Annotated in this window: 7 protein-coding genes and 1 tRNA gene; 2 read left to right on the plus strand and 6 right to left on the minus strand. The window is 58.5% G+C overall.

The genetic code is table 11. From position 1 onward, the window contains the following. Nucleotides 1-172: 172 nt before the first annotated feature. The 6 genes from J4P02_RS30285 to queA all read right to left on the minus strand — a co-directional run bounded on the left by J4P02_RS30285 (nucleotide 173) and on the right by queA (nucleotide 6,284). Entirely contained in the window at nucleotides 173-727 is a 555-nt protein-coding gene (locus tag J4P02_RS30285) for a glycine zipper 2TM domain-containing protein (protein ID WP_233323754.1), read from the minus strand. A gap of 121 nt (nucleotides 728-848) precedes the next feature. After that, a complete protein-coding gene (secF, locus tag J4P02_RS30290; RefSeq protein ID WP_426197385.1) occupies nucleotides 849-1,763 on the minus strand; it encodes a protein translocase subunit SecF in 915 nt (304 codons plus the stop codon). Nucleotides 1,764-1,772: 9 nt separating this feature from the next. Continuing rightward, nucleotides 1,773-3,641, minus strand: a complete 1,869-nt coding sequence (gene secD / locus J4P02_RS30295; protein ID WP_426197387.1) for a protein translocase subunit SecD — start codon at nucleotides 3,639-3,641, stop codon at nucleotides 1,773-1,775. Nucleotides 3,642-3,703: 62 nt separating this feature from the next. Beyond that, the gene (yajC, locus tag J4P02_RS30300; protein ID WP_011063224.1) at nucleotides 3,704-4,042 is read right to left on the minus strand and encodes a preprotein translocase subunit YajC; all 339 of its coding nucleotides are present in this window, start codon (nucleotides 4,040-4,042) and stop codon (nucleotides 3,704-3,706) included. Nucleotides 4,043-4,089: 47 nt separating this feature from the next. After that, nucleotides 4,090-5,205, minus strand: coding sequence for a tRNA guanosine(34) transglycosylase Tgt (tgt, locus tag J4P02_RS30305; RefSeq protein WP_162470478.1), 1,116 nt, complete (start codon nucleotides 5,203-5,205; stop codon nucleotides 4,090-4,092). Between the two features lie 14 nt (nucleotides 5,206-5,219). Further along, the gene (gene queA, locus J4P02_RS30310) at nucleotides 5,220-6,284 is read right to left on the minus strand and encodes a tRNA preQ1(34) S-adenosylmethionine ribosyltransferase-isomerase QueA (protein WP_426197389.1); all 1,065 of its coding nucleotides are present in this window, start codon (nucleotides 6,282-6,284) and stop codon (nucleotides 5,220-5,222) included. Nucleotides 6,285-6,392: 108 nt separating this feature from the next. Between queA and J4P02_RS30315 the strand changes: the two genes are divergently transcribed. After that, a tRNA-Leu gene (locus J4P02_RS30315) sits at nucleotides 6,393-6,477 on the plus strand. Between the two features lie 744 nt (nucleotides 6,478-7,221). Next, on the plus strand, nucleotides 7,222-7,444 hold a 223-nt coding region (locus J4P02_RS30320), incomplete at its 3' end, for a hypothetical protein (protein ID WP_426197391.1).

Consider the following 7,444-nt stretch of genomic DNA (forward strand, 5'->3'; position numbering starts at 1 on the left):
TCTGATCAACCACCGCCAATTTAAAGGACAGTGAGTAATCTCGTTGTGTGCGCTTTACACCTTGTTCCATCTGACTCTCCGGAAATTCGGGATGGGAGGTGTAAACCTTATTCAGGACGGGACACAGCGACAAAAAAAGCACCCCTCGGGGTGCTTTTTTTATGCCTGGTCGTTATTGGCCTGGCTGATTCTGGTTCTGACCCAGGATCAAGTGCCCTTCCTTATCCACCGGAATCTGGTTGCCTGGATCACGATCCATGCGCACCTGACCCTGCTTGCCACCCAGGTCGTACTTCACGTCGTAACCGACGATCTTGTCACTGATGTCATTCACCGTATTACAGCGGGTCTGCGTGGTGGTGTAGGTATCACGCTCCTGCATGCCTTCCTGCACTTTGTTGCCCGCATAACCGCCACCCACTGCACCGGCCACAGTGGCAAGCTTCTTGCCATTGCCACTGCCGATCATGCTGCCCAGCAGGCCACCGCCCACCGCACCGGCCACAGTACCGAGGATCTGATGCTCATCCTTGACCGGACGCTGACGGGTCACGGCCACGTCCTTGCACACTTCACGAGGCGTCTTGATCTGTTGTTTGACCGGCTGCACGGCCAGCACTTGCGCATACTCAGGGCCGCTTTTAACCAGGCTGTAGGTAGCCACAGCACCCCCGGCAGTCACACCGACAGCACCCAATACCGCACCAACCAGCAACGACTTGTTCACGTGAACCTCCTGACCATACATGCGGGTCCATGCCCGCGCTTCTCCCAGCCTTGGAGCAAAAAAAAAGGCGCGAGTTCAACACTCGCGCCTTTTTTGCTGACTACTGGAAGAGATCAGATCGTCAAGGACGCTCGTCCACTTCCTTCTCGGTATTGGCTGGAGGAATCAGGTCTTCACTGTTCAGGTTCAGCCAGATCAGCACCACGTTGGCGATGTAGATCGACGAGTAAGTACCCGCCAGAACACCAACAAACAGGGCGATGGAGAAGCCGTGCAGGTTGTCACCGCCGAAGAACAGCAGGGCGACGATTGCCAGCAGGGTGGAGATCGAGGTCGCCATGGTCCGCAGCAGGGTCTGGGTGGTCGAGATATTGATGTTCTCGATCAGACTGGCCTTGCGCAGTACACGGAAGTTCTCCCGTACCCGGTCGAACACCACGATGGTGTCGTTGAGCGAGTAACCGATGATCGCCAGCACCGCCGCCAGCACCGTCAGGTCGAAGGTGATCTGGAAGAACGAGAGGATACCCACGGTCACGATCACGTCGTGAATCAACGAGACGATGGCACCGACCGCGAACTTCCACTGGAAGCGGAAGGCCAGGTAGATGAGGATGCCGCCCAGGGCCATGAGCATGCCGAGGCCGCCCTGGTCGCGCAGCTCTTCACCCACTTGCGGGCCGACGAACTCGACACGCTTGACCTGCGCCGGGTTGTCGCTGCCGGCTTTCTGCAGCGCAGACGCCACCTGATGACCCAACTGCGGGTCTTCACCCGGCATCCGCACCAGCAAGTCGGTGGTTGCACCGAAGCTTTGCACGATCGCCTCATGGTAACCAGAAGCGTTGAGCTGCTCGCGAACCTTCATCACGTCCGCCGGACGCTCGTAGGTCAGCTCGATCAGCGTACCGCCAGTGAAATCCAGACCATAGTTCAGCCCCTTGTGGAACCAGCTGAACAAGGCCATAACGGTGAGCAGCAGGGTGACGCCGAAAGCGACGTTGCGCACACCCATGAAGTTGATAGTACGTAACATGGCAGCCCCTTAAATCCACAACTTCTTGAAGTCACGACCGCCGAAGATCAGGTTGACCATCGCACGGGTCAGCCAGATGGCCGTGAACATCGAGGTAAAGATCCCGAGGGACATGGTCACCGCAAAGCCCTTCACCGGGCCGGTGCCCATGGCGAAGAGGATGCCGCCCACCAGCAGGGTGGTCAGGTTGGCATCGAGAATCGCGGTGAATGCCCGGCCGAAGCCTTCGTTGATTGCCCGTTGCACGCTCATGCCGGCGGCGATCTCTTCACGTATCCGCGAGAAGATCAGCACGTTGGCGTCCACCGCCATGCCCATGGTCAGCACGATACCGGCAATGCCCGGCAGGGTCAGCGTAGCCCCCAGCAGCGACATCAGCGCCAGCAGCAGCACCATGTTCAGCGCCAGCGCCACGGTGGCGATGATGCCGAAGAAGCGGTAGATGGCAATGATGAACAGCGACACGAACAGCATGCCCCACAGCGACGCATCGATACCCTTGGTGATGTTGTCGGCACCCAGGCTAGGACCAATGGTGCGCTCTTCAGCGAAGTACATTGGCGCCGCCAGACCACCGGCACGCAGCAGCAGCGCCAGCTCGGAGGATTCGCCCTGGCCATTCAGGCCGGTGATGCGGAACTGACTGCCCAGCGGCGACTGGATAGTCGCCAGGCTGATGATCTTCTTCTCTTCTTTGAACGCCTGGACCGGCACGTCTTTCTCGACACCGTCCACCACTTGCTTGGTGTAGGTGGTGATCGGCTTTTGCTCGATAAAGATCACTGCCATGCTACGGCCGACGTTGCTGCGGGTAGCACGATTCATCAGCTCGCCGCCATGGCCATCGAGCTTGATGTTCACCTGCGGACGGCCATGCTCGTCGTAGCTGGCCTGGGCGTCGGTCACCTGGTCACCGGTGATGATCAGGCCACGCTCGATCTGCGCAGGAGGACGGTTGCCCTCACGGAACTCGAAGGACTCGGAGGTCGCCTTGGAAGCACCCGGCTCGGCGGCCAGGCGGAACTCCAGGTTGGCGGTCTTGCCGAGAATTCGCTTGGCTTCAGCAGTATCCTGCACGCCCGGCAGCTCGACCACGATCCGGTTGGCGCCCTGGCGCTGTACCAGGGGCTCGGCCACACCCAGTTCGTTGACCCGGTTACGCACAGTGGTCAAGTTCTGCTTGATGGAGTATTCGCGGATTTCCGCCAGCTTGGCCGGGGTCATCGCCAGACGCAGCACCGGTTGGCCATTGAGGTCGGCCGGTACGATATCGAAATCATTGAAACTCTTGCGAATCAGCGAACGAGCCTGTTCACGGCTGTCCTCATCACTGAAGCCCAGCTGGATGGCACCATTGAGCTGCGGCAGGCTGCGATAGCGCAGGCGCTCTTTACGCAGCAGGCTCTTGACGTCGCCTTCGTAGACTTTCAGGCGGGCGTCCAGGGCTTTGTCCATATCCACTTCCAGCAGGAAGTGCACACCACCGGACAAGTCCAGACCCAGCTTCATCGGGTGCGCACCGAGGTTGCGCAGCCATTGCGGGGTGGTTTGCGCCAAGTTCAACGCCACCACATAGTCATCGCCCAGCGCCTTGCGCACTACATCCTTGGCCGGAAGCTGGTCTTCCTTGTTGATCAGGCGCAGCAGGCCACCCTTGCCATTGGCGGCAACGGAAGAAGCCTTGACGCTGATGCCGGCGTCGGTGAGCGCTTTGCTCGCACGATCCAGATCCGCCTGAGATACCTGCAGCGCGGTGCTCGCGCCGCTGACCTGAATGGCCGGATCATCAGGGTATAGATTGGGAGCGGAATAAATAAAACCGATCGCCAGCACCGCCAGGATCAGTAGGTACTTCCACAGAGGATATTTGTTCAGCATCACGCCGCCCGTTTATGACGCGGGGCGCCTTGCGCGCCCCGTCGATTGGTAAAAGATGAAACTTAGATCGCTTTCAGCGTGCCTTTTGGCAGCGTGGCAGCAATCGCGCCCTTCTGGAACTTCAGTTCAACGGAGTCCGACACTTCCAGTACCACGAAATCGTCGGTCACCTTGTTGATCTTACCGGCGATACCACCGGTGGTCACAACTTCGTCGCCTTTCTGCAGGCTGCCCAGCAGGTTCTTCTGCTCTTTAGCGCGCTTGGCCTGTGGACGCCAGATCATCAGGTAGAAGATAACCAGGAAGCCGACCAGGAAAATCCACTCGAAACCAGTGCCAGCAGGACCGGCAGCTGCTGGTGCAGCGGCATCCGCATAAGCGGCAGGGATCAAAAAGCTCATTTAACACTCCGATAATTTCAGAATTAGTGTCTTTGCGTCTTTAGAACTTATTCTAAAGGCGGAACGGGTAACCCGCGTTTGGCATAGAAGGAATCGACAAAGGCGGCCAATGTACCTTGTTGAATAGCCTCGCGCAAACCAGCCATAAGACGCTGGTAATGGCGCAAGTTATGGATGGTATTGAGCATACTCCCGAGCATTTCCCCACACTTGTCCAAGTGATGCAGATAGGCGCGGGAGAAGTTCTGGCAGGTGTAGCAATCACAAGTTGGATCCAGTGGCGAATCATCATGACGATGGAACGCGTTACGGATCTTCAGCACGCCGGTGTCGATGAACAGATGCCCATTGCGGGCGTTGCGGGTTGGCATCACGCAATCGAACATGTCCACACCGCGGCGCACACCCTCAACCAGATCTTCCGGCTTGCCAACCCCCATTAGGTAACGAGGTTTGTCGGCAGGCATCTGCCCTGGCAGGTAGTCCAGCACCTTGATCATTTCATGCTTGGGCTCGCCCACCGACAGGCCGCCGATGGCCAGGCCGTCGAAGCCGATCTTGTCCAGGCCTTCCAGGGAGCGCATGCGCAGGTCCTGGTGCATGCCGCCCTGGACGATGCCGAATAGCGCCGCCGTGTTGTCGCCATGGGCATTCTTGGAACGCTGAGCCCAACGCAGGGACAGCTCCATGGAAATCCGCGCCACATCTTCGTCGGCCGGGTACGGCGTGCATTCATCGAAGATCATCACGATGTCCGACCCCAGGTCGCGCTGCACTTGCATCGACTCTTCCGGGCCCATGAACACCTTGGCACCGTCCACCGGAGAGGCGAAGGTCACGCCTTCTTCCTTGATCTTGCGCATCGCGCCCAGGCTGAACACCTGGAAACCACCGGAGTCGGTGAGGATCGGGCCTTTCCACTGCATGAAATCGTGCAGGTCGCCGTGGGCCTTGATCACTTCGGTGCCCGGGCGCAGCCACAGATGGAAGGTGTTGCCCAGGATGATCTCGGCGCCGGTGGCTACGATATCCCGCGGCAGCATGCCCTTGACCGTGCCGTAGGTGCCCACCGGCATGAAAGCCGGGGTTTCCACCGTACCGCGGGGGAAGGTCAAGCGACCGCGACGAGCCTTGCCATCAGTGGCCAAAAGCTCGAAGGACATACGACAGGTGCGACTCATACAGTTTCCTCGGGGGCCAGGTCCTTGGGAGCGGTTGGCGCGGGATTACGGGTGATGAACATCGCATCACCGTAGCTGAAGAAGCGGTATCCATTTTCCACCGCGGCGCGATAGGCAGCCATGGTCTCGGGATAACCGGCGAAGGCGGAAACCAGCATCAACAGCGTGGATTCCGGCAGATGGAAGTTGGTCACCAGGGCATCGACCACATGAAACGGCCGGCCCGGGTAGATAAAGATATCGGTGTCGCCACTGAACGGCTTGAGCACGCCATCACGAGCAGCGCTTTCCAGGGAGCGCACGCTGGTGGTGCCTACCGCCACCACCCGACCACCACGAGCCCGGCACGCCGCCACGGCGTCCACCACTTCCTGGCCGACTTCCAGCCATTCGTGATGCATATGGTGATCTTCGATGCGCTCGACCCGCACCGGCTGGAAGGTCCCGGCGCCAACGTGCAGGGTCACAAAGGTGGTCTCTACGCCCTTGGCGGCAATCGCCTGCAACAGCGGCTGATCGAAATGCAGCCCCGCAGTCGGCGCGGCCACGGCTCCCAGGCGCTGGGCATATACGGTCTGGTAGCGCTCACGGTCGGCGCCTTCATCCGGACGGTCTATATACGGAGGCAAAGGCATGTGCCCAACCCGATCCAGCAGCGGCAGCACTTCCTCGGCAAAGCCCAGCTCGAACAGAGTGTCGTGACGGGCCAGCATCTCGGCCTCGCCACCGCCGTCGATAAGGATCTTCGATCCCGGCTTGGGCGACTTGCTGGAGCGCACATGGGCCAGCACACGATGGCTATCCAGCACTCGTTCAACCAGAATTTCCAGCTTGCCGCCGGAAGCCTTCTGGCCAAACAGGCGAGCCGGAATCACCCGAGTATTGTTGAACACCATCAGATCGCCGGGACGCAAATGCTCCAGCAGATCGGTGAATTGACGGTGGGCCAAGGCGCCGGTTGGCCCATCCAGGGTCAACAGACGGCTGCCGCGACGCTCGGCCAGTGGATGGCGGGCGATCAGCGAATCAGGAAGCTCGAAGGTAAAGTCAGCAACGCGCATGATGGAGTTCGTCTAGCAGGGCCGCAAAGTTTAGCGGATTAACCGAAAATTGACCACGAAAGCCGATTGACCAACGGTAACCGTCTCTCTATACTTCGCCGCCATTGAGCCCTGATGGCGGAATTGGTAGACGCGGCGGATTCAAAATCCGTTTTCGAAAGGAGTGGGAGTTCGAGTCTCCCTCGGGGCACCATATAGCAATATCTGAGAGTTTCTACCAAACTCACAGACCCAGAAAAACCGGCCACTTGAGCCGGTTTTTTTGTGCCTGGCTATCTCCCTTCATCTCCCCTTATGCGTTCTGAGAAAAATACCGAACATCAAGCGCCGCTCTCTTGCAGGCACCACGCTTGCAGAGCTGGGGATGCAAAGCCATGCATCTGTTCGATGCCGTCAGCCTGCTGGGTACCCAATTCAGGCTCGAGCAGGTGTGGGCACTGTTGAGCTTTGAGAGCTTGAGCAGCTATATCCCGAAGCCCTCTTCCCTGTTCACTCTCGGTGAGCCCTAAGCCAAGAACCCGCCCAAATATCTGGCCGATCCAAGCACGGCACCTTTCCGCTACGTTGTATGCATCTGAAGCTTCGGTAGACGCCTGGAGTTAGACGCAATAGGGGCGGGTGATTTCGCCTAGAGATTTACCGGGAGAATGCTCTGTCGAGGTAGACGCGCATGCTGTGAAGCATTGAGGGAGCCATTTGGCCTTTAGCCAAGCGCGAGCATCCACTCTGAAGGTTCGCGGCCTGGCTGCATCTATAGAGGCCCTGGCAGATCGTTTTGCTCAAGGAGATCAGCCCACCCAAAGCAATAGCGTTTTTTTGTAGACGACTCGCTTGAACCCCGTTGCGTCGGCTGGCTGAATCCACAGACACCAGCATCCGCCGATGACTCTATACCTGAGTCAAAGTGCAGCACCAGACTCACTTGGATCTCTTTTGCATGAACCGCAGTTCGACAATGATTGATCCAACATCTGCAATCGTTCGAAATGCTCACGAAACCAGATGCAATCCAACTTCCGCACCAGTCCCAGGATTTTTCCATCGCGCAAAGACAAAACCCCAACTGCTTTCGCAATTGGGGTTTCGGAATTTAATCTTGACGATGACCTACTCTCACATGGGGAAACCCCACACTACCATCGGCGATGCATCGTTTCACT

Origin of the sequence: Pseudomonas sp. NFXW11 (assembly GCF_049887815.1) — a bacterium.
GTDB lineage: Bacteria > Pseudomonadota > Gammaproteobacteria > Pseudomonadales > Pseudomonadaceae > Aquipseudomonas.